This is a genomic window from Tenacibaculum sediminilitoris, assembly GCF_964513795.1.
GTDB classification, from domain to species: Bacteria; Bacteroidota; Bacteroidia; order Flavobacteriales; family Flavobacteriaceae; genus Polaribacter; species Polaribacter sediminilitoris.
Genome location: NZ_CAZEQR010000033.1, coordinates 85,562 through 110,760 on the forward strand (window position 1 = coordinate 85,562; position 25,199 = coordinate 110,760).

Here is a 25,199-nt window from a genome sequence, read left to right on the forward strand (position 1 = left end):
CATAATTTAATTGTATGCAACCACTACATATACTACTCCTTATTTTAGCCTATTTTGGTGTATTAATTCTTATCTCATACATCACTGGTAAATCAGCAAACAATCAAACATTCTTTAAAGCAAATAACTCCTCACCTTGGTATTTAGTTGCCTTTGGTATGATTGGCGCATCGCTTTCAGGAGTAACTTTTATCTCAGTTCCAGGTTGGGTTGAAGGTGATAAAATGAGTTATATGCAAATGGTACTTGGGTATGTAGTAGGTTATGCCGTTATTGGACTCGTATTACTTCCTCTTTATTATCGGTTAAATTTAACCTCAATTTATACTTATTTAGAAGGACGTTTCGGTAGGCATTCATATAAAACAGGCGCCTCTTTTTTCTTACTTTCAAGAACTGTTGGTGCTGCCTTTCGTTTGTTTTTAGTGGCAAATGTATTACAGTTAATTTTATTTGATGCTTATGGAATTCCGTTTTGGGTAACAGTAACCATTACTATTTTACTTATTTGGTTATATACTTTTAAAGGAGGAATTAAAACTATAGTATGGACAGATACTTTACAAACGTTGTTTATGCTTATTGCTGTTGGTGTATGTATTGTGATGATAAAAGACGAAATGCAAATAGATAATTTATTTTCGTACGTAGCAGATAATAGCTTATCAAAAACCTTCTTTTTTGATGATGTAAAAGCAGGGAATTACTTTTGGAAGCAGTTTTTTTCTGGAGCTTTTATTTCCATTGTGATGACAGGTTTGGATCAAGACATGATGCAAAAAAACTTAACCTGCCGAAACTTAAAAGATGCTCAAAAAAATATATTTTGGTTTACCATTGTGTTAGTCATTGTAAACTTTTTCTTTTTAGCCTTAGGAGTTTTATTAACTGATTATGCTACAGCTAATGGTTTAGACACTCATAAAGACAATTTATTTCCTACCATAGCTATGAGTGGCGATTTAGGTATAGCTACTTCCCTATTCTTCCTACTTGGTTTAATTGCAGCAGCATATTCAAGTGCTGATAGTGCTTTAACTTCTTTAACTACTTCTTTTAGTATCGATATTCTTGAAATTGACAAGAAAGAAAATGAAGAAGAAAAAGAGAAAATAAGAAAGAAAATTCATGTATTATTTTCATTCATTTTGATAGCTGCCATCTTAATTTTTAAATATTTTATTGCTGATGAAAGTGTAATTGCTAAAATATTTCAATTTGCTGGGTATACCTACGGACCATTGTTAGGTTTATATGCCTTCGGATTGTTTACTAAACTAAACATAAAAGACAAGTTAGTTCCTATCATTTGTTTAATTGCTCCTATTATAACTTATATCATCAGTTTTTATAGTAAGGAAAAAATTGGTTTTGACTTTGGATTCTTTGTGTTAATATTAAATGGATTTCTAACCTTCTTAGGCTTGTTAGCTATAAAAACATCAAAAAATGCCTAAAAAAGGAAAAGCTAAAAATACGGTAAACAAAGCGAAACATACACGCTTAATGAAACAAAAGGAGAATAAACTTCGTTTAGAAAAACAACGCACTAAGGAACGTTTAAAGTCAATTATTAAAAAAGTAAACGAACAAAAAGAAAATGACAGCTCAACAACTAATTAAAAAGTTTGACTTAGCGGAACACCCTGAAGGTGGTTTTTATAAAGAAACCTATAGAAGTGAGGGGATTGTTAAAAATGAGCAACTAAGTTCAAATTTTATTGGAGATAGAAATTACAGTACATGTATTTATTTTTTATTGACTTCTGAAAAATTTTCTGCTTTTCATAAAATTAATCAAGATGAAATTTGGCATTTTTATAAAGGGAGTACTTTAAAGCTACATATGATTTCTCCAGAAGGTGACTATTCTTTTGTTCTTATAGGAAATAACATAGAAAATGATGAACAGCCACAATTTGTGGTTCCTGCTGGTTATTGGTTTGCTGCTGAAGTAAGTGAAGAAAACTCGTATGCTTTTACAGGTTGCACAGTGGCTCCTGGATTTGACTTTAACGATTTTGTATTACCTAAAAGAGAAGAACTCATACAGTTATTCCCCCAGCATAAAGAGATTGTAACTAAATTAACTCACTATTAATTGATTACTCTGTAAAACTAGGTAAAAACTATAATCAAAAACTTATGTAAAACAAAAACCCTGAGTATTTTGATACTCAGGGCTCTTTCATTTAAACTGTAAGATTTACAGAACATTATTGGTCTATAGAACCTAAAACACGTTTCATAAAATTATTCAACGCTTCTTTTTTAGGAGTTCCATTTTTTATCATTTTATCTACTTCTACTGCTCCATACATGTTAGAAATCAACTCACCTATTACGTCTAATTCTTCATCTTTTAAAGATGGAACTTCAGTTAAAGCTTCTAGTGTCTCAATAGTTTCTAGTATGTAATCTTGGTCGTTTTCTTCAATAAATGAAGTTAAGTGTTTAATTACCGGTAGTTTCATAATTAAGCAACTTCGTTTACTAAATCTTTCAACACCTCAAACTTATTGGTTTGTGTTTGGTTTACAAATTTACCATCAATAAAAGTAGCAAAGGTTGGTAAATTGCTTACATCAGCTAATTTTCTGCTTTCAGGAAATTTTTCTGCATCAGCAATAACAAAAGTAACTTCTTCATTTTCAGAAGATAATTTTTTAAATTTAGGTTTCATAATACGGCAATTACCACACCATGTAGCCGAAAACTGTACTACTACTTTTTTATTATTGGCAACAACTTCCGATAAGTTGTCTTGACTTAATTCTTGTACCATAGTCTTGAGTTTTATCCACTTCGAAAGGAGCTCGTGCTCGACCCCTTCACTTATCTCACACGAACTTGTTTCCTTTCTTGAATTATATAAATTTTAGTATGCTGCTAAGTATGCTGCTGTTGCTTTGGCATTTGCTTGCATTGCCTCTTTACCTTCTTCCCAGTTTGCTGGACAAACCTCACCTTTTTCTTGTACATGAGTGTAAGCATCAACTAAACGTAAATACTCTTTTACATTACGACCAACTGGCATGTGGTTGATTCCTTCATGAAATACAGTTCCTTCTTCATCAATTAAATATGTAGCTCTATATGTTACATTATCTCCTTCAACCTGTACAGTCCCTGTAGCTTCATCATAAACTTCGTTAGAAATATCTAAGATACCTAAAATAGATGACAAATTACGATTACTGTCTGCTAATAACGGATATGTTATTCCTTCAATTCCTCCATTATCTTTTGTTTGATTTAACCAAGCAAAATGTACTTCTGGAGTATCACACGAAGCTCCAATTACAATAGTATTTCTTTTTTCAAACTCTGGCAATGCCGCTTGAAAAGCATGTAACTCTGTTGGGCAAACAAAAGTAAAATCTTTTGGGTACCAAAACAACAATACCTTTTTCTTATTATTCACTGCCTCTTCTAATACATTTAACTTAAACGTATCGCCCATTTCGTTCATTGCATCTACGTTTAAATCTGGGAATTTTTTTCCTACTGCTGTAGCCATTTTATAATTTTTAATTGATTAATATTTTGTTACGAGCACAAATGTATTTTGTTTCTTATCATTTAAACGGTAAATCTAAAAATATTTTTTTATTACACTATAAATATATTCAATACTTAAATAAAATCAAAATAAATAAAACAAATACACTCTTAAAAACCAATAAATTAAAAATAAAAATAAAAAAACAATAAGAAAATACTATATCAAAATAAATAATATAGATAAATATTATTCATTGTTTTATTGTAAATTTGATGGTATTATAACCTATAAAAATATACACATGAAAGATACAAACTCACACTCTTCAAGTAAAAATGGAAAGTGTCCTTTTTCACAAGGAGCTAATACTGAAATACATGACAATATTATGGAATGGTGGCCTAAATCATTGAATTTAGATATTCTACACCAACATGACACTAAAACAAATCCTTTAGGAAAGAGTTTTAATTATGCTGAAGAGTTTAAAAAATTAGATTTAGAAGTAGTTAAAAACGATTTGAAAAACTTAATGACCGATAGTCAAGTCTGGTGGCCTGCCGACTGGGGACATTATGGAGGTTTAATGATTCGTATGGCGTGGCATGCTGCAGGTACTTATAGAGTTGCTGATGGTAGGGGTGGTAGTAATACAGGTAATCAACGGTTTGCTCCTTTAAATAGTTGGCCTGATAATGGTAATTTAGATAAAGCTAGACGTTTGTTATGGCCTATCAAGAAAAAATATGGTAATAAACTGTCTTGGGCAGATCTTATTATTTTAGCTGGAAACATGGCTTATGAATCTATGGGATTCAAAACATTTGGTTTTGCTGGAGGACGTGAAGATATTTGGCATCCTGAAAAAGATATTTATTGGGGTGCTGAAAAAGAATGGTTAGCTCCTACCAAAAATCGATATGGTAGTGACGAAGATCGTGAGTCACTTGAAAACCCGCTTGCTGCCGTTCAAATGGGATTAATTTATGTAAACCCTGAAGGTGTAGACGGAAAACCTGATCCGTTAAGAACTGCAAAAGATGTAAGAGAGACTTTTAAGCGAATGGCAATGAACGATGAAGAAACCGTTGCGTTGACAGCTGGTGGGCACACCGTAGGAAAAGCTCATGGTAATGGTGATGCTGATGCTTTGGGTCAAAGTCCTGAAGGAGCTGAAATTCACAATCAAGGTTTTGGCTGGATGAACCCTAAAGGAAATGGAAATGCAGCAGATACTGTTACCAGTGGTTTAGAAGGTGCTTGGACAACTACCCCTGACAGATGGAATCATACCTATTTTCATTTATTATTAAATCATGAATGGGAATTAAAAAAGAGTCCTGCTGGTGCTTGGCAATGGGAACCTGTTAACATGGATGATGCTGACAAACCTACCGACGCCCATAACCCGAATATTAAAAGAAATCCTATCATGACTGATGCGGATATGGCGATGAAAATGGATCCTAAATACCGAAAAATATCTGAAAAATTCTATAAAAACCCAGAGTATTTCGCTGATACCTTTGCTCGTGCTTGGTTTAAATTAACACACCGTGATTTAGGACCTAACACACGTTATTTAGGTGCTGATGCTCCAACAGAAACACTTATCTGGCAAGATCCTGTTCCTACTGTTGACTATACTTTAAACGAAACTGAAATTGAAGAACTAAAAGAAAAGCTATTAAATAGTGGGCTTACTCGTACTGAACTTATAAATACTGCTTGGGATAGTGCTAGAACTTTTAGAGGTTCTGATTTTAGAGGAGGTGCTAATGGAGCAAGAATTCGTTTAACTCCACAAAAAGACTGGGAAGGAAACGAACCTGCAAGACTAAAAAAAGTACTAAATAAATTAACCGAGATTCAATCAAGCTTAACTAAAAAAGTAAGCATTGCTGATTTGATTGTTTTAGGTGGAAGTGCTGCCGTTGAAAAGGCTGCACAAGAAGGGGGCGTTAATATTAAAGTTCCTTTTACTCCTGGAAGAGGTGATGCTACTTCTGAAATGACAGACGCTGAATCTTTTGATGTTTTAGAACCTTTACACGACGGGTACAGAAACTGGCTAAAGAAAAATTATGTTGTAAAACCTGAAGAGTTGTTATTAGACAGAACGCAACTAATGGGTTTAACAGCTCCAGAAATGACTATTTTAGTTGGAGGGATGCGTGTATTAGGAACTAACTATGGAGGTACAAAACATGGTGTATTTACAGATAACGAAGGTGTATTAAGTAACGATTTCTTTGTAAACCTTACCGATATGACATACTCATGGAAGCCTGCAGGAGAAAACCTATACAATATTGTTGATCGTAAAACCGGAAACACCAAATGGACCGCAACTAGAGCTGATTTGATATTTGGTTCAAATTCAATTCTTCGTTCGTATGCTGAAGTATACGCACAAGATGACAATAAGGAAAAGTTTGTTAACGATTTTGTAGCTGCTTGGACTAAAGTAATGAATGCTGATAGGTATGATTTACTATAAAAATAGCCATAATACAAGTTAAAAAGAAGAGCAAATTGTTCTTCTTTTTTGTTTAAAACTCATTTATAAGCTTCTTAAAATAAAGTGAGTTAACATTTCAACTTATTGAGTCAACACCTATTAAAGTCTTAAAGTAACTTTGTAACAGAATTTTAATTTAAAAAAATATTATAAGTAACGATAAAAGTATTTTGGTTTAATGGTAGGAATGGTAGTTGGTGCTAATTATGTGCATTGTTTGCTCCTGATGAAGGAAGTAAAACAAGACAAAAAATTGCTGATGGCTCTGCTTCGGCAAAAAATACAATAACCTCTGAAGCAACACAACTTAAAGAAGAAGTGGAATATAGAGCCAAAAACTAAAAGCACTGAAGGTTAAGAATAAAAAATTACAAACAAAATAATAGCTTTTTTAAAATCATAACCTACTATTTCAGAAAAAGCAATTGAAAAAGTGAATAATATAAACTAAAGGTTTGTCAAATATTAACCTCTTCTAGGTGTTTATTATTTGACAAAAAAGAGTTTAAACTAAAAAAAGTCCCTAAGTCCGAAACACTTTTAGGGACTTTTTTTTTATTTACTAGCGAACAGTTTTACATCATTTTCTGAAACTTTCTTTTCTCCCAGAATAAGTAAACGTTCTACTACATTTCTCAATTCTCTAATATTACCTGTCCAATCATATTCTTGCAATTGTTTAATGGCTTTATCTTCAAATTCTTTTTGAGGCATGCCTTGCTCTTCAGAAATCTTTTTAGTAAAGAAGTTTACTAATAATGGAATATCTTCTCTTCGATCATTTAATGCAGGAACTTTAATTAAAATTACTGCCAATCTATGATACAAATCTTCACGAAAACGACCTTCTTCAATTTCCTTTTTTAAATTTTTATTTGTTGCCGCAACAACACGTACGTTTACCTTTATATCTTTATCAGAACCTACACGTTGAATACGGTTTTCTTGCAAAGCTCTTAAAACTTTTGCTTGTGCAGACAAACTCATATCCCCTATTTCATCTAAGAAAATAGTTCCTCCATTGGCAGCTTCAAATTTACCTGCTCTATCTTTATTAGCTCCAGTAAAGCTCCCTTTTACATGTCCAAATAATTCACTTTCTATTAATTCAGAAGGAATAGCTGCACAATTCACCTCAATCATTGAAGCTTTAGAGCGATCAGATTTTTCATGCAACCAATGTGCTACTAATTCTTTTCCTGTTCCATTAGGTCCTGTAATTAAAACTCTAGCATCTGTAGCGGCTACTTTTTCAATAATTTCTTTTATATGAGTAATAGCATCACTTTCTCCTATCATTTCATAATTCTTACTCACTTTCTTTTTGAGTCGTTTATTTTCTACTACTAGTTCTTTTTTATCTAAAGCATTTCTTACAGTATTAAGCAAACGATTTAAATCTGGCGGTTTAGAAATATAATCAAAGGCCCCTAAACGCATTGTATTTACTGCAGTATCTAAATCTCCATGCCCAGAAATCATAACCATTGGTATTTCTGGTTTCAATTTTCTAGCTTTCTCCAATACCTCAACACCATCCATTTTAGGCATTTTAATATCGCACAGTACTAAATCATAATCTGTTTTCTTTATTTTTTCAACTCCTTCTAATCCATCTTCAGCTTCTTCTACCTCATAAGTATCATTTTCTTCAGAAATAATTTTTTTTAATACTCTGCGAATTGCAGCTTCATCTTCAATTATTAATATTTTACTCATATTTTAGACTTTTAGATGTAAGACAAAAAGAAAGAATACTAGTTTAATGAATTCTTAAATCTCGAAATCATTTTTTGAAGCTCTTAATTTCGTCTTCTAAACCTATTAATGTTACTTTATTGATATATTCTTTATAAAAAGAAAGAACTATTTGTGTTTGCAGTTCAAAAAGCGAGCCAAGTGCAATTTCAAAAAATCTTTTGAACTCTTTATTTGAACTTCTATCTGACCCTTCTGTAATATTCGATGGGATAGAAATTACCAATCTATTTATCTCTGAGGTTATAAAGTATACTCTTCTTTTGGAAACTCTTTTGTAACCTTAAAAACCTTATCACAGAGTTTCATTGAATAAGTTCAAATTTAAGTTTTTTAAAATTATGTTTTCCCATCGTCTTAAATCTTTTTTCTTTTTGTTTTTACTCTTTGATAATATGCACATCTCTTTGAGGGAATGGAATACTAATTTTATGTTCTCTAAAAAGTTCATCTATTCTAAATCGAATATCACTCTGAGGTATGAGTGCCTGGAAACTATCACCTAAAGTAAAAACTAGTTTAAATTCTAAGGCGCTATCTCCAAAGTTTTCAAAAACAACCATAGGTGCTGGATGTTTATATACTTTTGGATGTTCATCTGCTGCTTGTAATAATAACTTTTTCACTAAAACTACATCACTTCCATACGCTACCCCTACCTTAACACTTTCGCGAGTTGTGGTTCCATTTTGCGTCCAATTATATAAACTATTTGTTAAATATTTATGATTGGGTATTACCAACACCTTATTATTAATTGTAACCGCTCTAGTCGTTCTAAGTTTTATATCTTCTACTCTACCAACCTTTCCGTCTAATTCTATAATATCACCTACATGCACACTTTTATCTAGAATAATAAAAATACCTGAAATTATATCTTGAAAGAACGTTTGTAACGCCAAACCAACACCTATTAATAATGCAGATGAAGCCACTAAAATAGCACTCAGGTTAACTCCTGCCGAACTCAATGCTATTGAGAAGGTGATTAAGTAAACAAGCCAGCTAGCAAAAGAAAAAATAGTATCAAACTTATTTTTATCTTCATTTTGCAGTTTGCTTGTTGAAAACTTCTTAAAACATCTCAATGCATACTTTGCCAAGATTAAAGCTATAATTAAAAACAAAACTGTTTTTATTGTGAAGTCAACATCTTTACTTCCTATAGGAATTCTAAGATTTAAAAATTTAGTTATTTCTTTTATTATTTCTTTCATCTGCTAATTCTTATTGTTTTTATTGGTCAGATGTAATTTACTTTTAAATGCTTTCGATCAATATTAAGTTAATTACCACAGTTCATTTCATAAAAATTTAATTATAGCGAATCCACTTCCATAAATCTTTGTAAGTGGGTTTTTTACCATACATTAAAATACCTACTCGATAAATTTTAGCAGCAATCCATACTATCACTATAAAAGTAAGAATTAATAACAACATAGAAATTGCTATCTCCCACCAAGCAACTCCAAACGGAATTCGCATTAGCATTACAATCGGTGATGTAAATGGTATGTAAGAAAATATTACCGAAACTGGCCCGTGAGGATCATTAATTACCGTTGCAAAGCCAACATATACTGCTAAAATTAATGGCAACATAATTGGCATCATAAATTGTTGTGTATCTGTTTCATTATCTACCGCCGCACCTACCGCTGCAAACAAAGAACTATATAACATATACCCTCCTAAGAAATAGAAAATAAATAAGAAGAACATTTTTACTAAAGGTAACCTAAATATTTCTTGCACAATCATTTCGCCTTTATTAGTTGCTGTTTGCTGAATAGCATCTAATTGTTCTGGTGATACTTTTGCCGATTGCATTTCCATCATATCAATTTCAAATACTGATGAAGCTATTAAACTGAATACTAAAAACAAAACCCCCCAAATAAAGAACTGTAACAGTCCAGCTGATGCATTTCCTATAATCTTTCCTAACATTAATTGAAAAGGTTTTACTGACGAAACAATAATCTCAATAATTCTACTTGTTTTTTCTTCAATAACACTGCGCATTACCGATGTACCATAAATCATTACAAACATCATTAGTAAATATCCTGCGATAGCTCCCACACCAATTTTTAATCCGTTAATTAACTTTGATGATTTTTCACCAGAGAAATTCAACATTTTTATTTCTGAGGATATTTTAGACTCTTCTATGTGTGCAATATCAATTCCAAAGCTTGTCAGTTTTTTATGACGTAACTCTTTATCAATCTTATCTTCTAAACTTTCCATGATAGACATACTTGGTGAATCTTTAGAGAAAAACTCAATCGATTTTGCCAACACCTCTAAACTATCTTGTTTTGGAATGTATAAAGCCCCGTAATAATCACCATCTTCTACTTTCTTTTTAGAATCTTCAATTCCTAAAGCAGTAAAATCTTCATATTTTATTGTTTTTGAATCTACAAACACATCTTTAGAAAACATTCCCGACTCATCAACATATACTATTTTCTTAACCTTCTCATCATTCTTTTTCATTAAGAAAAATACCAAAGCTCCCATACCAATCATTAACAACGGACTTAAGAAAGTCATGACGATAAACGATTTATTTCTAACCTTAGCTATAAATTCGCGTTCTATAATTAATCGTAATCTTTTCATTGCTTAACTGTTTTTGTGTATTGCTTGAATAAAAATATCATTGGCACTTGGCACTAACTCGACAAAATGCTGTACTTGTCCCTGAGTTGTTAAATACGATAACAAATCGTTTGGAGAACTTCCGTTGGTCAATTTTACATTAAGTTTTAATCCGTCATTCAGTAATTTGAAATCAGCCGGTAACACTTCAAAGTTTTGCTTTAATTTATCTTCTACTTCTCTAGAATTAGAAGTTGTTAACCCTATTTGAAAAGTATTTGTTCTAAATTCTTTTTTAATATCTTCTAGCTTACCATCTAAAATTTTATTCGACTTATTAATCAAGGCTATATAATCACACATCTCCTCAACAGATTCCATTCTATGTGTAGAAAAAATTATGGTAGCCCCTTCATCACGCAGCTGTAAAATTTCTTTCGCTATTAGTTGTGCATTGATAGGGTCGAACCCAGAAAACGGCTCATCAAAAATTAATAATTTAGGTTGGTGTAAAACGGTTACAATGAACTGTACCTTTTGTGCCATTCCTTTTGAAAGCTCTTCTATCTTTTTATTCCACCAAGCACCTATATCAAATTTATCAAACCAATATTTCAATCGCTTTTTAGCTTCCGACTTACTCAACCCTTTTAATTGAGCAAGATATAATACCTGCTCTCCTACCTTCATACTTTTATACAGTCCTCTTTCTTCTGGTAAGTAACCTATATGTTCTATATGATTTGGAGCTAACTTTTCTCCATCTAAAATAATTTCACCAGCATCAGGCATTGTTATTTGATTGATAATTCTAATAAGTGAGGTTTTTCCTGCACCATTAGGTCCTAACAAACCAAAAACACTTCCTTTAGGTATGTGCATCGACACATTGTTTAATGCCGTATAATCGCCGTAACGCTTTACTACATTATTAATTTCTAATAAATTATTCATAGACTCAATAGTTGATTAATTACCATTAATTAAAAATAGGCAGTGACAAACTTACATATTTTATATTCTTTTAGCCTATTGTTTTACCATAAACCTTACCAGCCTTTTTTAAACTATAATTTGTATGTATTGACGTGCTACTTAAACCGAATATTGCAGGAAACCCCTAGTTCGTAGAGCAAAAAGTAATTCTCTCTTGCAAAACTTTTTTCTTCTCTCATAACACCTAAAAAAACTCTCCACAGGTAGTTTTTTTTTGAATTTGTAAACAAATAGGCGGCATTAATTCTTTGTGATTTTAAATTTAATAACACTTTTTGCTCTTGGTTAACTGGCAATCTTGTTAATTCTGGAAAAACGCCATACCCAAGCGTTACATCAAAATAATTATTAGGTCCTTTTATATATTTTCTATAAGTTACTGCCCCCGATTTACTTGTTACATCATTACTCTTAGAAAAGAAAGCTCTCACACTTAAATAGTTGTTTCCAATATACTTACTAATCGTTCCTGTATAACCCAACGTTGTCTCAGAAAATTTTAACCTTCTAAAACCTAAAGACACTTCAAATTTTTTAGGTAACGATTGAAAAAATTCTAGCCCATATCGTTCACTAGGGAAAAAATTATCTTTTGAAAAACCCACATTTACATAAGCATATGAGGTCTTGGTTATTTTCGGATACATATCTAGTTCATATTGTAAACCATTTGTTTCAAACCTATTGGCATAGTTAATTTTTAAAATAACACTTCCTTGTTTTATTTTTTTTGAATATGAAAGCGTACCAAAATACGAAGGTACTCTTTCACTTTTATCGTAATGAAATGTAGATAATTGAATTCCTATAGTATTGGTTCGTTGGCTATTTAAAAAGTTTTCCTTAAAACTGATTACTTTTTCATTCGTTGGGTCTATAGTAAGAATTTTTTGGAGTGTTAAAAACACCTCATCTGTCTTCCCATTTTTTTCTCCTAACTTGGCTTTTAAAAACAAAATATCTACATCTTCAGGAAAAAAAATCAGGGCTCTTTTTATTAGCAAATCTACTTGTTGCGGATACATAGAGTACAATTCATTTTTGAGCACCGCAACCCAATCATTTTTTCTTTTCGGATCTGCTTCTAACACTTTCAAAAACTGCTTTCTTGCCATTTCATGTTTACCATCCCATGAGTAGGTGTTTCCTAAAAAAGAACGAACATCTAAATAATTGGGATACTTATCTAAAATATGTATCAAGGTATCTTGCGCTTGTTTCAATTGCTTGTCAAAAGCTAATTCTCTAGCAGTCTTAAAAGTTAAATCTACATCTCTTGTATTTTTTGTTCCTTGTGAGTTTGCTTTTGAATATACTAGTAGAAAAAACAACACCACTACGTTACTAATTCTTTTAAGATTTCTATTCATTCCTTTTGCCCTTTTAATTATCTAGTATAAAAACAGGTTCATATTATTCGTTGTTACTCAATCCTTTTCTTATCATAACGCCCCATTTTTTATTTTTATTAAAATAGTAATCTACATTTCCTTTTAAAGCTGCATATAAAATAAAAGGGTGAAATACTATTGTTTCTAAAAAAGCAGTTACAATTAATTTTGATACATCTCCTTTATTTTTATATTGATTGTAGGTAAATTGCTCTGTTAAAATTGCTAGTAATGAATATACTACAACAAGAAGATAGGCCACTACAAAAAAAACAATTACTTGAATCCATGTCAAACTTCCCAAAAAAATAGCTGTTAAAAAATAAAAAAAGCCTAAAACCTCAAATATCGGAGCTCCCCTCTCAAAAAGCAACCAGTAAGGATAACTCAACATTCCTAAGGTATTGTAATTGTAGTTGAATCCTATTTTGCGATGTTTTTTTAGCGTTTCAATGGTACCCCTAGTCCATCTGTTACGTTGAGACATCAAGATTTTATACGATTGTGGAGCTTCTGTCCAACACAACGGATCTGGTATGTATGCTACTTTATATTTTATATTTTGTTCTTCCATATACCTTCTCATTCTTACTACAATTTCCATATCCTCTCCTACTGTATTGGTATCATACCCTCCCAAATTTACCGCTATTTCTTTATCAAAAATTCCAAATGCTCCTGAAACTATGAGCAACCCGTTTAATTTACTCCAAGCCATTCTCCCTAACAAAAAAGAACGCAAGTATTCTAATACCTGCACCCTACCTAACAAATCTTTAGGTAAATTAACTTCCAGTAATTTCCCGTTTTTTATCACACAAGAATTAACAATTCGTATCACACCTCCAGCAGCTATTACCTTAACCTCTGCTTGTTCTAAAAACGGTTTAATCATTTTTTGTAGTGCATCTTTCAGCAATAAACAATCAACATCTATAGAAGCCACATACTCACTTCGACTAAAATTTAGCCCCATATTTAAAGCATCTGCCTTACCTCCATTTTCCTTATCAATTACGACCAATTTATCAAATGCAGGATTCTTCGATTTGAAAATTCCTTTTCTAATTGGCTTTGTTTGTATACGTTGATTCATTTCAACGGTTACTTTTTCCAGTTGATAAGCTTTTATTAGTTTTTCTAAACTGTCATCTACACTTCCGTCATTAACCACTATCACCTCGTAATCTACATAATGTAATGATAGCAATGATCTAATATTTTCAACAATATTCAAACTCTCATTATACGCAGGTGCAATTACAGAAATAGAAGGTTCTAATTTTGAAGACGGGATATCGTCATAGTCTACAAAACTGTTTTTTCTAAAGTAACTTACAATTTCTATTCTTGAAAGAACAGCCAGTGCAATGTATATAACTGAAACTAACAATGAATACCCCAGCAATAAATAATACAATACCAACGACAAGATGGTTACTATTTCTAATTTCATCGCTATGTTACTTTAGGTTGAGTTGACTGTTGTAAGTTCTCTATTCTCTTCAGGATCTTGGAAACTGACTTCCTTATCTCAAAAACTTTGCAATCAATATATTTTACAACAAATGCTTTATCTTCTACCGTACTTACACTTTCTAAAAATTTAAACACTTCAATTTGTTCTAATTGTGGCAATGTAGGGTATCTTTTAAGGAGAACAGGTGTTACATCTTGTAGATTAAAATAAGTAAAAACACTAATAACCTTACGTCTTATTTCACTCCTCTCATGGTTAACAAGGGTTATCAAGGTTTCTTTCGTTTCTAACAAACCATATAACCTCACCAATTCCAACGTTAACAAAACAACATCTTTATTGGTAGATTTTAACCATTTGGTTACATCGGGAATTTCTTGATTTTTATTGTTTTTTAAGGCTTTCAAAATACCTATTTGATCCCATTTAGATATCGGTGTTTCAATAGTTCCTAAAAAGCTCAATCCTTCAAACCCAAAAACACTTATAAAATACATATAAACTTGTCTGCGAATATCTACTCTCGGATCATTCACAAAGGCAAACACCTGCTTTTTAGCTTCTTTTATAGTAAAAATTCTAAGTTCTTTAATTCCAGAAGCAATCACATACCATTTTTTACTTTTTAACTTATCAATAGCACATTGTGAAAGTTTCAGAGCAACAAAAAGGTTATCAACAATCTCAGCCATTTCCCCTGATATCTGGCCTTTAGATTTAATTAATGTATCTACCAATATTTTTTTATTGCTCTTAGTATGAAGTGTTTGTTGTATTTGTTCAACAACTAAAGATTGTTTTGCTTTTATTGAGTGTAAATCTTTATCTGCAAACAAGTATTGAATCAACATGGCTTCGTACTGCTTTTGTTGGCTAACTAGGTGTTGTTCTTTCCTATGTATGTAATATCTAGACACATAAATTATAACAATCAAGATAAATAATACTACCAGAAGTGCACTTGCTAGCATCCAAACAACATATATAAAAGAAGTAAGCCCTTCTGACATAGATATTAACACGATTATAAAAAATATTTCACTTACCTTGAAAGTTTTTTAACCCTCACTAATAATTCATTTACACTTAACGGTTTACTAAGAAAATCATTTGCTCCAATTTCAAATGCCTTTAACACTATTTCCTCTTGTCCTGAAGCTGAAAACACTACAATCGGGGTTTGTTTTTTTAATTTATTTCTAACATGGCTAATAATTTCCAAACCATTGACGTAATCCATCATAATATCTGTTAAAATAAGATCTGGTGAGTGCTTCTCGATTAACTCAATAGCCTTTTTACCATCTTCTGCCAAAAACAATTCATACCCCTCTTGTTCTAATTTTAATTTTATTACCATGAGAAAAACTGAATTATCTTCCGCAACAACTATTTTTTTACCTAGCATTTTAACTTTATTTTTTTTTTACTAAATTTAGTAAGTACCAAACGATTATATAAATATAACTTTTTTAAAATAGATTATGGCATACAAGCATAAAAGCATAATAGTTGACTTGACATTTTTAAATAAAACAATAGGGAACAACCGAGAAGGACGTATTATGCTTATAAAAGCATTTTTAGAGCAAAGCAATATAAAAATCAAAATGTTAAACGAGAAAATTCATGAAGCAGATTTTGATGAAATAAAAAAAATTACTCATTTCCTAAAATCTTCTTTTTCCTTTATGGGATTAAAATGTGCTGCTTCTCTTTCTGAGATAGAAAATTTGTGTGAACAAAAGATCGACATAAAAAAAATGAAACACCTAGGTCATAATGTAACTAAAAATTACGAAAAAAGTCGCCTAGAATACATAAAAATACTTTCAAAACTTTTGAATCATTCATAAATAAATACTCGATACTTGTAAAATGAATTTTAAAAAACATATATATACATTCTCATCGCTTTTTATTCTTTTTTTTAGTGTTATTGTTTTCTACGAATGGATATTTGATAAGAGATTATTTTTTACTGTTAACGAAAATAGCTCCACTACTAAAGTAAATACAGCGTTGCTTTTTCTTTTTTCTACCCTTGCATTGTTATCAAGAAAGTACCTTAAAAAAAATATTCATATAATCATACTTGCCTCTCTTATATGTTTTATCAGTACTTTTACACTTCTTGAATATCTTCTTAATTTCAATTTTTTATTAGATAATTTCTTAGTTCAAGATACTATTTCGAATACCAATCCTGGTAGAATGTCGGTTGCAACTGCTATTTGTTTTCTTCTTTTTTCTATAGGGCTCTTTTCACTCACTCGTACAAACAAACATTCAATCAAAAAGCTACAAATTCTTTTCTTTTTTGCCCCAGCTTTCGCTTTTTTCAATGTTATTGCTTTTATCTTAAGAGTTCCTCTAGACGAAAACATCTCTTTTTTTAAAACAATGTCTATTCACACTTCTATTGGTTTTTTAATTATATCGTACCTTCTTATTTTTGATAATACCTTTTACAACTTAAAAAAGTTTTATTTTTCTGATTTACAGGGAAGCATTATTTTAAGAAAGTCCGTTCCTATTACCATCATTTTCCCACTACTTCTAGGGTTCTCCATACTCAAGTTAATACAAAATGGAATGTTGAATCACGAAACAGGCATCGTACTATTTACCTTAGTTTTAATGCTATCTAGTTTTATTATTTTCTTAGTAGCCTCTGTAAAGTTCAATAAAGTTGATTATGCAAAGAAAAAGTTAACTCAAAATATCTTGAATAAAAACATAGAGCTATCTTATTATAAAAATGCATTAGACAAAGTGGCCTCGGTAACCTTTATTGATGAAAATGGAATTATAAAATATACCAATACTAATTTTTGTAATCTGTCAAAATACTCCAAAAAAGAAGTTTTAGGAAAAAAGTGTAATTTTTTATTTTCAGAACAACAAAATAACCCCTTACTTCCATCCATTATAAAAATTATTTCTAAAGAAGGGATATGGAACGGGGAAATAAAAAAAATAAACAAAGATGGAAATCCTTACTGGACCAATACAGCTATTGTACCACTGCAAAAAAACTCTAATATTAATGAGTTTATGTGTATAGAAATGGACATCACAACGGAGAAAAAAGCTACTGAGTTGCTTGCCTCAAAATATGTTGAAACTCTACAGCAAAAAAACCAAGAACTCCAACAATTTTCGTATATCGCTTCTCACGATCTTCAGGAACCTTTAAGAACCATCAATAGCTTTTCCAAATTCCTATACGACAATTACGCTGATCAATTAGACGGTACTGCAAAAACACTCTTCTCCTACATTAAGCAAGCTACCCACAGAATGAGTAAACTTATAAAAAACTTATTAGAATATTCTAAAATTGAACACCATAAAAAACCTAAAAAAGTAAACTGTAACACGTTAATAGAAGAAATAAAACTTGATTTTCATTTCATTATACAACAAAAAAAAGTCATTATTACATATGATAATTTACCAGTAATTCATGCCTACAAATCCATGCTTCGTATGTTGTTCCAAAACCTAATTAACAATGCGATAAAATTTTCCAAAAAAGACTCCCCTCCTGTTATAGAAATACATAGTGTGAAACAAAAAAATTCTTGGCTGTTTTCAATTAAAGATAATGGAATAGGAATAAAAAAAGAGTTTCATGACAAAATTTTCTCTATCTTTCAGCGCTTACATTCGGGTAAAAAAAAATATAAAGGTACGGGAATTGGGCTTGCTCATTGTAAAAAAATAATTCATCTCCACGGGGGGGAGTTATGGGTAGAATCTAAGTTAAACGAAGGTAGCACCTTTTACTTTACCATACCTAATCTTAAATGATTATGAAAAAATTAAACTTAATTTTATTAATTGACGATGATGCTGCGACCAACTTTTTCCATAAACTTATCTTAGAAAAAGAAAATTGCTGCGAAAATATTGTTTGTAAAGAAAATGGCGAAGATGCCTTAGAGTACCTCTCTACCAAAACTGACAATGAATACCCCGCTCCAGAATTAATTTTTTTAGACATCAACATGCCTAGAATGAATGGGTGGGAGTTTTTAAAAGCATATGAAGAGCTCGAAGCATATAAAAAAGCTAAAAAAGTAATTATTATGTTAACCACTTCACTCAACCCTACCGATAAAGAAAAAGCAAAAGAAATCGTCAGTATTAACGATTTTATGTCTAAGCCTCTTACCAGCAAAAAAATACAGTCTATTTTGAATTCTTTTGATTCTTTTTTTCAGTAAAGAGTACTCCCTATATTTTTTCAGCCTACTACTGTTAATAATGCCTCTAAAATTGCATAAATTTACTATGCGCGCATAATTTTTTAAAAAAATACTATGCATGCATAGTAAAATTTTATATATTTGGCATCGATGAACAAGGATAAATCAATAGATCACCAATTAAGAGCCACGTGGCAAGCAGTTGCAAAGATGTATAATGAGCAAGCTGCAAAGCATGATAGCACCATGGCTACAGCTTTCGCTCTATTGAATATAGATTTTGAAAATGGAACTCCTTCAACTGCTTTGGGACCATTAATGGGAATGGAACCTACAAGTCTTTCTCGTTTATTAAAAACAATGGAAGATAAGGGGGTTATATGTCGTGAGAAAAACCCTAATGATGGGAGAAGCGTTATTTTGAAACTTACCGAATACGGTAAAGAGATGCGTGAAGTTTCTAAAGGACATGTATATCAATTCAACAATAAGGTAAAAAAGCATATTACAGAGGAAGAACTAGACACTTTCTTTAAAGTAACAACAACAATAAACAAACTAATTACAGATAAGTTAATATACGAAGAAGATATTGACAATAAAGCTGTATAAAACAAACAAACAAATGGCAAGAAGAATTAAAAAAGTAGCAATTATCGGTTCTGGTATTATGGGATCAGGTATTGCATGTCATTTTGCTAATATTGGCGTTGAAGTATTACTATTGGACATCGTTCCAAGAGAGCTTAACGACAAAGAAAAAGCAAAAGGACTAACCTTAGAAGACAAAGTAGTTCGTAACCGTTTGGTAAATGATGCTTTGACTGCTTCGTTAAAGTCGAAACCATCACCTATCTACAATAAAAAATTTGCAGATAGAATTACTACTGGAAATCTTGAAGACGATTTACATAAAGTAAAAGATGTAGATTGGATTATGGAAGTAGTTGTTGAACGCTTAGACATTAAACAAAGTGTTTTTGAAAAAGTAGAAAAATATCGTACTCCTGGTACCATTATATCTACCAACACTTCTGGTATTCCTATTAAGTTTATGAATGAAGGACGTAGTGAGGATTTTCGTAAGCATTTTGCTGTAACTCACTTTTTTAACCCTCCTCGTTATTTAAAATTATTTGAAGTTGTTCCTGGACCAGACTGTAAACAAGAAGTTACAGACTTCTTAATGGATTATGGTTCTAAATTCTTAGGAAAAACTTCAGTATTAGCAAAAGATACTCCAGCATTCATTGGTAACCGTATAGGTATCTTCGGAATCCAATCGTTATTTCACCAAGTAAAAGAATTAGAATTAACTGTTGAAGAAGTTGATAAATTAACTGGTCCTGTTATTGGACGACCAAAATCAGCTACTTTCCGTACCGTAGATGTTGTTGGATTAGATACTTTAGTGCATGTTGCTAACGGAATCTATGAAAACTGCCCTAACGATGAAGCACATGATTTGTTTAAGTTACCTGGTTTCATCAACACCATGATGGAAAACAAATGGTTAGGTAACAAAACTAAGCAGGGTTTCTATAAAAAGACAACCAATACTGAAGGAAAACGTGAAATTTTAGCGTTAGACTTAGACACGATGGAATACCGTCCGTCTAAAAAAGCAAAATTCGCTACGTTAGAATTAACAAAAACAATAGATAAGCCAATTGACCGATTTAAAGTATTAGTTGGCGGAAAAGATAAAGCGGGTGAATTCTACCGTAAAAACTTCGCAGCAATGTTTGCGTACGTTCAAAATAGAATTCCAGAAATTTCTGATGAATTATACAGAATTGACGATGCCATGAAAGCAGGTTTCGGTTGGGAAAACGGTCCTTTTGAAATTTGGGATGCTGTAGGCATTGAAAAAGGTATCGAATTAATGAAAGCTGAAGGAAAAGAACCTGCTGCTTGGGTAACTGAAATGTTAGCTAAAGGAGAGAAATCTTTCTATACAGTTAAAAACGGTGCAACATATTACTACGATGTACCTGCAAAAGCACAAGTTAAAAAGCCAGGACAAGATTCATTTATCATCTTAGACAACATTCGTAAAACTACTGAGGTATTTAAAAACTCAGGAGTGGTGATTGAAGATTTAGGAGACGGAATCTTAAACTGTGAGTTCCAATCTAAAATGAACACCATTGGTGGTGATGTTTTAGCAGGAATAAACAAAGCAATCGATTTAGCTGAAAAAGACTTTCAAGGATTAGTAGTTGGTAACCAAGCTGCAAATTTCTCAGTTGGTGCTAACATTGGAATGATTTTTATGATGGCTGTAGAGCAAGAGTATGATGAGTTAAATATGGCTATCAAGTATTTCCAAGATACCATGATGCGTATGCGTTATTCTGCAATTCCTACTATAGCTGCTCCTCATGGAATGGCGTTAGGTGGTGGATGTGAAATATCATTACACGCAGACAAAGTAGTTGCTGCTGCTGAAACCTACATCGGATTAGTAGAGTTTGGAGTTGGAGTAATTCCTGGTGGTGGTGGATCTAAAGAAATGGCTTTAAGAGCTCAAGACTTATTCCACACTGGTGATGTTCAATTAAACGTGTTACAAGAACACTTCTTAACTATTGGTATGGCAAAAGTGGCAACTTCAGCTTATGAAGCATACGACTTAAACCTACTACAAAAAGGAAAAGATGTTGTTGTTGTAAACAAAGACCGTCAAATTGCAGAAGCTAAAAAGCACGCTGTGTTATTAGCAGAAGCAGGTTATACACAACCAGTAAAACGTAAAGATGTTTTAGTATTAGGTAAGCAAGCCTTAGGAATGTTCTTAGTAGGAACAGATTCTATGGAAGCTTCTAAATATATTTCTGAACACGATCAGAAAATTGCAAACAAACTAGCCTATGTAATGGCTGGAGGAGATTTATCAGAACCAACAAAAGTTACTGAGCAGTATTTATTAGACCTTGAACGTGAAGCTTTTTTAAGTTTAACTACTGAAAGAAAAACGTTAGAGCGTATTCAACACATGCTAAAAACAGGAAAACCACTTCGCAACTAGTTGCGAAGAGTATTGAGATATTAGTATTAAGTAGTTAGAAATGCATAAAGTAGAAGATTTAAAAATATGGCAAAAATCAATAGAGTTAGCAAAGGCTACCTATCTACTTATTTCAGAATTACCATCGGATGAAAAATTCGGGCTAACATCTCAAATAAAGAGAAGTGCTATTTCGATTCCTTCAAATATAGCTGAAGGAGCTGGTAGAAATTCACAAAAAGAATTCAAACACTTTTTGAGTATTGCAAATGGTTCTTCATACGAACTTCAAACGCAATTACTATTAGTTATTGAATTGAACCTAATACATAAAGATAAAGTACAACCCGTTATTGAGTTGTGTATTGAAATTCAAGAAATGAATTATGATTTTCAGCAAAAGTTAAAAGCCTGATAAATACTCAATACTAAAACCTCAATACTCAATACTAAAAATAAAATGAAAACAGCATATATAGTAAAAGGATATAGAACCGCCGTAGGTAAGTCTAAAAAGGGTGTGTTCAGATTTAAAAGAGCCGACGAATTAGCTGCCGAAACCATCAAGTATATGATGACTAAGTTGCCAGAATTCGATGTAAAGCGTATCGACGATGTTATTGTTGGTAACGCAATGCCAGAAGGTTCTCAAGGATTAAACATGGCAAGAATTATTTCGTTAATCGGATTAGATTCTGTAGATGTTCCTGGAGTTACCGTTAACCGTTTTTGTTCATCAGGAGTAGAAACTATTGCAATGGCAGTAGCAAAAATTCAATCTGGAATGGCAGAATGTATTATTGCTGGTGGAGCAGAAAGTATGAGTTCTGTACCAATGACAGGTTTTAAACCAGAATTAAACTACGATATCGTAAATGCAGGTCACGAAGATTACTATTGGGGAATGGGTAATACTGCAGAAGCAGTAGCCCAACAATACAATGTATCTCGTGCAGACCAAGATCAATTTGCTTACGAATCGCACATGAAAGCTTTAAAAGCGTTAGATAGCAATCGTTTCCAAGATCAAATAGCACCAATCGATGTAGAAGAAACATATATTGATGGAAATGGAAAACGTGCTATAAGAAATTACACAGTTACTAAAGACGAAGGTCCACGTCGTGGAACTAGCGTAGAAGCCTTAGCAAGATTACGTCCAGTATTTGCTGCTGACGGTTCTGTTACTGCTGGTAACTCATCACAAACAAGTGATGGAGCTGCCTTTGTTATGGTAATGAGTGAAGATATGGTAAAAGAGTTAGGTATTCAACCAGAAGCTCGTTTAGTAAGTTATGCAGCTGCAGGAGTTCCACCTCGTATTATGGGAATTGGTCCTGTAGCAGCAATTCCAAAAGCATTAAAACAAGCAGGTTTACAACAGAGTGATATTGAATTAATTGAACTAAATGAAGCATTTGCTTCACAATCATTAGCAGTTATTCGCGAGTTAGGATTAAATCCGGATATCATTAATGTAAACGGTGGAGCAATTGCTTTAGGCCATCCATTAGGATGTACTGGAGGTAAACTGTCTGTTCAATTATTTGATGAAATGCGTAAGCGTAACATGAATAACAAATACGGAATGGTAACCATGTGTGTAGGTACTGGTCAAGGTGCTGCTGGTATTTTTGAATTCTTAAATTAAAATTAAGATATAAGTATTGAGTATTGAGAATTTTCTCATCTCTTTTAAAAAATAAGTAACAAAATTATAAAAGTAGTTAGTATCTCAATACTCACTACTAAATACTAAAATCTATGATTATGTCAGAATTAAATAAAGATCTTTTACGCGGAGGGCAGTTCCTAGTAAAAGAAACAAAATGTGAAGATATATTTACTCCTGAAGATTTTTCAGAAGAGCAAACAATGATGCGTGATGCGGTTAAAGAATTTAACGACCGTGAAATCATTCCTCATAAAGACCGTTTTGAGGCGAAAGATTACGCACTTACTGAAGAAACCATGCGTAAAGCAGGTGAATTAGGATTCTTAGGTGTGGCTGTTCCTGAAGCCTATGGCGGATTAGGAATGGGATTCGTTTCTACCATGTTAACATGTGATTACATTTCAAGTGGAACAGGATCTTTTAGTACAGCTTTTGGAGCGCATACAGGTATTGGTACGATGCCAATTACATTATACGGTACCGAAGAGCAAAAGCAAAAATACGTTCCTGCCTTAGCAATGGGTGAGCGTTTTGGAGCTTACTGTTTAACAGAACCAGGGGCAGGATCCGATGCGAACTCAGGTAAAACTACTGCTGAGTTAACTGAAGACGGAAAACATTATAAAATTAACGGACAAAAAATGTGGATTTCGAATGCAGGTTTTGCTGAAATCTTCATCGTTTTTGCTCGTATTGAAGACGATAAAAATATTACTGGTTTTATCTTAGAATATGATAAAAACAACCCTAACGGAGTAACTTTAGGAGAAGAAGAACACAAATTAGGTATTCGTGCATCATCTACACGTCAGGTATTTTTCAACGACACTTTAATTCCTGTTGAAAACATGTTATCTGTTCGTGGTGGTGGATTTAAAATTGCCATGAACGCCTTAAACGTTGGTCGTATCAAATTAGCAGGTGCCTGTTTAGATTCTCAAAGAAGAATTATTAGCCATGCTGTAAACTATGCAAACGAGCGTAAGCAATTTAAAACGCCTATTGCTGAGTTTGGTGCTATTAAAATGAAATTAGCTGAAATGGCTACTAGTGCCTATGTTGGTGAATCTGCATCGTACAGAGCTGCTAAAAACATTGAAGATAGAATTGCTATTCGTGAAGCAGAAGGAAGTTCTCATCAAGATGCAGAATTAAAAGGTGTTGAAGAATATGCTATTGAGTGTTCAATTTTAAAAGTAGCTGTTTCTGAAGACGTACAAAACTGTGCTGACGAAGGAATCCAAATTTACGGAGGTATGGGATTCTCTGAAGAAACTCCAATGGAGTCTGCATGGAGAGATGCTCGTATTGCTCGTATTTATGAAGGAACTAACGAAATTAACCGTTTGTTATCGGTAGGAATGCTAGTTAAAAAAGCAATGAAAGGTCATGTAGATTTATTAAATCCTGCAATGGCAGTTCAAAACGAATTAATGGGAATTCCTTCTTTCGATACTCCAGATTACTCTGAATTATTCTCAGAGGAAAAAGAGATGATCGCTAAATTAAAGAAAGTATTCTTAATGGTAGCTGGAGCTGCATTACAAAAATTTGGTCCTGAATTAGAGCAACACCAACAGTTATTAACGGCTGCTTCAAATATTTTAATTGAAATATACATGGCAGAATCTGGAATCTTAAGAACTGAAAAGAACGCGAAGCGTTTTGGTGAAGAAGCTCAAAAAGAACAGATTGCAATGGCTAAATTATACTTATACAATGCCGTAGAAATGATTACTAAGAGTGCAAGAGAAGGAATTATCTCTTTCGCTGAAGGTGATGAACAACGTATGATGTTAATGGGGCTTAAGCGTTTTACAAAATACGCAAACTACCCTAACGTAATAGAGTTACGCAATACAATTGCAGAAAAACTAAAAGCAGAAAATAAATACTGCTTCTAAAAAAATAGAAAGATTTTCTTTAACTTTTATAGGTTTTAGAATTTAGTTGTTTGTTTAAAAGATCGTCAAATTAGTTTTTGGCGGTCTTTTTTTTTCTCCTAAAGAAATATTAACTAATCAATACCAACC

Annotated in this window: 25 protein-coding genes; 13 read left to right on the forward strand and 12 right to left on the reverse strand. The window is 32.3% G+C overall.

The annotated features are described in order from the left end of the window. The first annotated feature begins 14 nt into the window (after positions 1 to 14). The 3 genes from ACKTSW_RS08930 to ACKTSW_RS08940 are packed head-to-tail and all read left to right on the forward strand — an operon-like array spanning position 15 to position 2,101. Positions 15 to 1,457 carry a sodium:solute symporter gene (locus ACKTSW_RS08930; protein ID WP_408024921.1) on the forward strand — a complete coding sequence of 481 codons (1,443 nt, stop codon included), beginning with the start codon at positions 15 to 17 and terminating at the stop codon, positions 1,455 to 1,457. Further along, positions 1,450 to 1,623 (forward strand): hypothetical protein, encoded by a 174-nt coding sequence (locus ACKTSW_RS08935; protein WP_408024922.1) that lies wholly within the window; start codon positions 1,450 to 1,452, stop codon positions 1,621 to 1,623. The genes ACKTSW_RS08930 and ACKTSW_RS08935 overlap by 8 nt, the downstream gene beginning before the upstream one ends. Beyond that, the gene (locus ACKTSW_RS08940; protein WP_408024923.1) at positions 1,601 to 2,101 is read left to right on the forward strand and encodes a cupin domain-containing protein; all 501 of its coding nucleotides are present in this window, start codon (positions 1,601 to 1,603) and stop codon (positions 2,099 to 2,101) included. The genes ACKTSW_RS08935 and ACKTSW_RS08940 overlap by 23 nt, the downstream gene beginning before the upstream one ends. A 115-nt stretch (positions 2,102 to 2,216) precedes the next feature. On the opposite strand, the gene ACKTSW_RS08945 is transcribed toward ACKTSW_RS08940, so the two are convergent. From ACKTSW_RS08945 to ACKTSW_RS08955, 3 genes are all read right to left on the reverse strand, one after another. Beyond that, positions 2,217 to 2,474: a DUF6952 family protein gene (locus ACKTSW_RS08945; RefSeq protein WP_408024924.1), complete on the reverse strand. Its 258-nt coding sequence runs from the start codon at positions 2,472 to 2,474 to the stop codon at positions 2,217 to 2,219. 2 nt (positions 2,475 to 2,476) lie between these two features. Continuing rightward, positions 2,477 to 2,785 carry a thioredoxin family protein gene (locus tag ACKTSW_RS08950; protein ID WP_408024925.1) on the reverse strand — a complete coding sequence of 103 codons (309 nt, stop codon included), beginning with the start codon at positions 2,783 to 2,785 and terminating at the stop codon, positions 2,477 to 2,479. Between the two features lie 93 nt (positions 2,786 to 2,878). After that, entirely contained in the window at positions 2,879 to 3,520 is a 642-nt protein-coding gene (locus tag ACKTSW_RS08955) for a peroxiredoxin (RefSeq protein ID WP_408024926.1), read from the reverse strand. A 286-nt stretch (positions 3,521 to 3,806) separates the two neighbouring features. On the opposite strand from ACKTSW_RS08955, the gene katG reads away from it, so the two are divergent. Continuing rightward, positions 3,807 to 6,005 (forward strand): catalase/peroxidase HPI, encoded by a 2,199-nt coding sequence (gene katG, locus ACKTSW_RS08960; RefSeq protein WP_408024927.1) that lies wholly within the window; start codon positions 3,807 to 3,809, stop codon positions 6,003 to 6,005. A 234-nt stretch (positions 6,006 to 6,239) separates the two neighbouring features. Further along, entirely contained in the window at positions 6,240 to 6,368 is a 129-nt protein-coding gene (locus ACKTSW_RS08965) for a YtxH domain-containing protein (protein WP_408024928.1), read from the forward strand. Between the two features lie 213 nt (positions 6,369 to 6,581). Here the strand turns inward: ACKTSW_RS08965 and ACKTSW_RS08970 are convergent, their stop codons facing one another. The 9 genes from ACKTSW_RS08970 to ACKTSW_RS09010 form a co-directional block, all read right to left on the reverse strand. Beyond that, the gene (locus ACKTSW_RS08970; RefSeq protein ID WP_408024929.1) at positions 6,582 to 7,745 is read right to left on the reverse strand and encodes a sigma-54-dependent transcriptional regulator; all 1,164 of its coding nucleotides are present in this window, start codon (positions 7,743 to 7,745) and stop codon (positions 6,582 to 6,584) included. Positions 7,746 to 7,812: 67 nt separating this feature from the next. Then, positions 7,813 to 8,010 carry a four helix bundle protein gene (locus ACKTSW_RS08975; protein ID WP_408024930.1) on the reverse strand — a complete coding sequence of 66 codons (198 nt, stop codon included), beginning with the start codon at positions 8,008 to 8,010 and terminating at the stop codon, positions 7,813 to 7,815. A gap of 154 nt (positions 8,011 to 8,164) precedes the next feature. Continuing rightward, on the reverse strand, positions 8,165 to 9,004 hold the full coding sequence (locus ACKTSW_RS08980) for a mechanosensitive ion channel family protein (protein WP_408024931.1): 840 nt from the start codon (positions 9,002 to 9,004) through the stop codon (positions 8,165 to 8,167). A gap of 97 nt (positions 9,005 to 9,101) precedes the next feature. Beyond that, a complete protein-coding gene (locus tag ACKTSW_RS08985; protein ID WP_408024932.1) occupies positions 9,102 to 10,421 on the reverse strand; it encodes an ABC transporter permease in 1,320 nt (439 codons plus the stop codon). Positions 10,422 to 10,424: 3 nt separating this feature from the next. Beyond that, positions 10,425 to 11,354, reverse strand: coding sequence for an ABC transporter ATP-binding protein (locus ACKTSW_RS08990; protein WP_408024933.1), 930 nt, complete (start codon positions 11,352 to 11,354; stop codon positions 10,425 to 10,427). Between the two features lie 137 nt (positions 11,355 to 11,491). Then, complete coding sequence (locus ACKTSW_RS08995) at positions 11,492 to 12,766, reverse strand: YaiO family outer membrane beta-barrel protein (protein ID WP_408024934.1); 1,275 nt, start codon at positions 12,764 to 12,766, stop codon at positions 11,492 to 11,494. A 43-nt stretch (positions 12,767 to 12,809) separates the two neighbouring features. Continuing rightward, positions 12,810 to 14,243: a glycosyltransferase family 2 protein gene (locus ACKTSW_RS09000; protein WP_408024935.1), complete on the reverse strand. Its 1,434-nt coding sequence runs from the start codon at positions 14,241 to 14,243 to the stop codon at positions 12,810 to 12,812. Positions 14,244 to 14,245: 2 nt separating this feature from the next. Further along, on the reverse strand, positions 14,246 to 15,277 hold the full coding sequence (locus ACKTSW_RS09005) for a hypothetical protein (RefSeq protein ID WP_408024936.1): 1,032 nt from the start codon (positions 15,275 to 15,277) through the stop codon (positions 14,246 to 14,248). 32 nt (positions 15,278 to 15,309) lie between these two features. Next, positions 15,310 to 15,675: a response regulator gene (locus ACKTSW_RS09010; RefSeq protein WP_408024937.1), complete on the reverse strand. Its 366-nt coding sequence runs from the start codon at positions 15,673 to 15,675 to the stop codon at positions 15,310 to 15,312. 76 nt (positions 15,676 to 15,751) lie between these two features. On the opposite strand from ACKTSW_RS09010, the gene ACKTSW_RS09015 reads away from it, so the two are divergent. The 8 genes from ACKTSW_RS09015 to ACKTSW_RS09050 all read left to right on the forward strand — a co-directional run bounded on the left by ACKTSW_RS09015 (position 15,752) and on the right by ACKTSW_RS09050 (position 25,070). After that, positions 15,752 to 16,123: a hypothetical protein gene (locus tag ACKTSW_RS09015; RefSeq protein WP_408024938.1), complete on the forward strand. Its 372-nt coding sequence runs from the start codon at positions 15,752 to 15,754 to the stop codon at positions 16,121 to 16,123. 547 nt (positions 16,124 to 16,670) lie between these two features. Then, the gene (locus ACKTSW_RS09020; protein ID WP_408024939.1) at positions 16,671 to 18,083 is read left to right on the forward strand and encodes a PAS domain-containing sensor histidine kinase; all 1,413 of its coding nucleotides are present in this window, start codon (positions 16,671 to 16,673) and stop codon (positions 18,081 to 18,083) included. Positions 18,084 to 18,085: 2 nt separating this feature from the next. Continuing rightward, positions 18,086 to 18,499, forward strand: coding sequence for a response regulator (locus ACKTSW_RS09025; protein ID WP_408024940.1), 414 nt, complete (start codon positions 18,086 to 18,088; stop codon positions 18,497 to 18,499). A gap of 132 nt (positions 18,500 to 18,631) precedes the next feature. After that, on the forward strand, positions 18,632 to 19,093 hold the full coding sequence (locus tag ACKTSW_RS09030; RefSeq protein WP_408024941.1) for a MarR family winged helix-turn-helix transcriptional regulator: 462 nt from the start codon (positions 18,632 to 18,634) through the stop codon (positions 19,091 to 19,093). A 13-nt stretch (positions 19,094 to 19,106) separates the two neighbouring features. Next, complete coding sequence (locus tag ACKTSW_RS09035) at positions 19,107 to 21,512, forward strand: 3-hydroxyacyl-CoA dehydrogenase/enoyl-CoA hydratase family protein (RefSeq protein WP_408024942.1); 2,406 nt, start codon at positions 19,107 to 19,109, stop codon at positions 21,510 to 21,512. A gap of 40 nt (positions 21,513 to 21,552) precedes the next feature. Beyond that, a complete protein-coding gene (locus ACKTSW_RS09040) occupies positions 21,553 to 21,906 on the forward strand; it encodes a four helix bundle protein (protein WP_408024943.1) in 354 nt (117 codons plus the stop codon). A gap of 45 nt (positions 21,907 to 21,951) precedes the next feature. Further along, positions 21,952 to 23,142 (forward strand): acetyl-CoA C-acyltransferase, encoded by a 1,191-nt coding sequence (locus tag ACKTSW_RS09045; protein WP_408024944.1) that lies wholly within the window; start codon positions 21,952 to 21,954, stop codon positions 23,140 to 23,142. Between the two features lie 119 nt (positions 23,143 to 23,261). Continuing rightward, positions 23,262 to 25,070 (forward strand): acyl-CoA dehydrogenase family protein, encoded by a 1,809-nt coding sequence (locus ACKTSW_RS09050; protein WP_408024945.1) that lies wholly within the window; start codon positions 23,262 to 23,264, stop codon positions 25,068 to 25,070. Positions 25,071 to 25,199 lie beyond the last annotated feature (129 nt).

Excerpts from the sequence above, each read along its gene's own strand:
- ACKTSW_RS08995 (WP_408024934.1), bottom strand. The coding sequence starts at position 12,766 with ATGAATAGAAATCTTAAAAGAATTAGTAACGTAGTGGTGTTGTTTTTT.
- ACKTSW_RS09010 (WP_408024937.1), bottom strand. The coding sequence starts at position 15,675 with ATGCTAGGTAAAAAAATAGTTGTTGCGGAAGATAATTCAGTTTTTCTC.
- ACKTSW_RS09030 (WP_408024941.1), top strand. The coding sequence starts at position 18,632 with ATGAACAAGGATAAATCAATAGATCACCAATTAAGAGCCACGTGGCAA.
- katG (WP_408024927.1), top strand. The coding sequence starts at position 3,807 with ATGAAAGATACAAACTCACACTCTTCAAGTAAAAATGGAAAGTGTCCT.
- ACKTSW_RS09025 (WP_408024940.1), top strand. The coding sequence starts at position 18,086 with ATGAAAAAATTAAACTTAATTTTATTAATTGACGATGATGCTGCGACC.
- ACKTSW_RS08935 (WP_408024922.1), top strand. The coding sequence starts at position 1,450 with ATGCCTAAAAAAGGAAAAGCTAAAAATACGGTAAACAAAGCGAAACAT.
- ACKTSW_RS08940 (WP_408024923.1), top strand. The coding sequence starts at position 1,601 with ATGACAGCTCAACAACTAATTAAAAAGTTTGACTTAGCGGAACACCCT.
- ACKTSW_RS09015 (WP_408024938.1), top strand. The coding sequence starts at position 15,752 with ATGGCATACAAGCATAAAAGCATAATAGTTGACTTGACATTTTTAAAT.
- ACKTSW_RS08930 (WP_408024921.1), top strand. The coding sequence starts at position 15 with ATGCAACCACTACATATACTACTCCTTATTTTAGCCTATTTTGGTGTA.
- ACKTSW_RS09050 (WP_408024945.1), top strand. The coding sequence starts at position 23,262 with ATGTCAGAATTAAATAAAGATCTTTTACGCGGAGGGCAGTTCCTAGTA.
- ACKTSW_RS09035 (WP_408024942.1), top strand. The coding sequence starts at position 19,107 with ATGGCAAGAAGAATTAAAAAAGTAGCAATTATCGGTTCTGGTATTATG.
- ACKTSW_RS09005 (WP_408024936.1), bottom strand. The coding sequence starts at position 15,277 with ATGTCAGAAGGGCTTACTTCTTTTATATATGTTGTTTGGATGCTAGCA.
- ACKTSW_RS08950 (WP_408024925.1), bottom strand. The coding sequence starts at position 2,785 with ATGGTACAAGAATTAAGTCAAGACAACTTATCGGAAGTTGTTGCCAAT.
- ACKTSW_RS08990 (WP_408024933.1), bottom strand. The coding sequence starts at position 11,354 with ATGAATAATTTATTAGAAATTAATAATGTAGTAAAGCGTTACGGCGAT.
- ACKTSW_RS08970 (WP_408024929.1), bottom strand. The coding sequence starts at position 7,745 with ATGAGTAAAATATTAATAATTGAAGATGAAGCTGCAATTCGCAGAGTA.
- ACKTSW_RS09045 (WP_408024944.1), top strand. The coding sequence starts at position 21,952 with ATGAAAACAGCATATATAGTAAAAGGATATAGAACCGCCGTAGGTAAG.
- ACKTSW_RS08985 (WP_408024932.1), bottom strand. The coding sequence starts at position 10,421 with ATGAAAAGATTACGATTAATTATAGAACGCGAATTTATAGCTAAGGTT.
- ACKTSW_RS08945 (WP_408024924.1), bottom strand. The coding sequence starts at position 2,474 with ATGAAACTACCGGTAATTAAACACTTAACTTCATTTATTGAAGAAAAC.
- ACKTSW_RS08980 (WP_408024931.1), bottom strand. The coding sequence starts at position 9,004 with ATGAAAGAAATAATAAAAGAAATAACTAAATTTTTAAATCTTAGAATT.
- ACKTSW_RS09040 (WP_408024943.1), top strand. The coding sequence starts at position 21,553 with ATGCATAAAGTAGAAGATTTAAAAATATGGCAAAAATCAATAGAGTTA.
- ACKTSW_RS09000 (WP_408024935.1), bottom strand. The coding sequence starts at position 14,243 with ATGAAATTAGAAATAGTAACCATCTTGTCGTTGGTATTGTATTATTTA.
- ACKTSW_RS09020 (WP_408024939.1), top strand. The coding sequence starts at position 16,671 with ATGTCTATTCACACTTCTATTGGTTTTTTAATTATATCGTACCTTCTT.
- ACKTSW_RS08955 (WP_408024926.1), bottom strand. The coding sequence starts at position 3,520 with ATGGCTACAGCAGTAGGAAAAAAATTCCCAGATTTAAACGTAGATGCA.